This is a genomic window from Kocuria oxytropis (assembly GCF_040981195.1).
GTDB lineage: Bacteria > Actinomycetota > Actinomycetes > Actinomycetales > Micrococcaceae > Kocuria > Kocuria oxytropis.
On the sequence record NZ_JAVFXA010000073.1, the window covers coordinates 1 to 707 of the forward strand.

The following is a 707-nucleotide window of genomic DNA, read 5'->3' on the forward strand; positions in this document are numbered from 1 at the left end:
GCGGCGGCCTGGCGGGTCAGCTCGGCGACGAACTCGTCGTAGATGTCGTCCATGACGATCATCCGCTTGTTGGAGTTGCAGGCCTGGCCGGTGTTGCCCATCCGGGTGGCGAAGGCCGCCCGGGCCGCCTCGCGCACATCGGCGGTGTCGAGCACCACGTAGGGGTCCGAACCGCCCAGCTCCAGGACGACCTTCTTCAGGTGGCGCCCGGCGATCTCGGCGACCGCCGCCCCGGCCCGCTCGGAGCCGGTCAGGGACACCCCCTGGACGCGGGGGTCGGCGATGACGTCCTCGATCTGGGCGTGGGAGGCGAAGAGGTTCGTGTACACCCCGGCCGACACCCCGGCGTCGTCCATCAGCTGCTGGAGGGCCGCCGCGGCCCGCGGGCAGGACTCGGCGTGCTTGAGCACGATCGTGTTGCCCAGCACCAGGTTGGGGGCCGCGAAGCGGGCCACCTGGTAGTAGGGGTAGTTCCACGGCATGATCCCCAGCAGCACCCCGACCGGGCGTTTCTGGATCACCGCCCGGCCTCCGCCGGAGGCCGTGATGGGCTGGTCGGCGGCCAGGGCCGGGCCCTGCTCGGCGAAGTAGCCGAAGATCTCGGCGCAGAACTGCGCCTCCTCCCGGGCCTCGGCGAGCGGCTTGCCCATCTCCTGGGTGGCGATGACGGCGAGTTCGTCGGCGCGCTCGGCGAACAGCGCGCCGAC

Annotated in this window: 1 protein-coding gene; it reads right to left on the reverse strand. The window is 72.0% G+C overall.

Going from position 1 to position 707, the window contains the following annotated elements; all coding sequences use genetic code 11:
* Positions 1–707 (reverse strand): aldehyde dehydrogenase family protein (locus tag QYM41_RS17625; protein WP_368801070.1); only part of this gene is annotated, 707 nt, incomplete at both ends.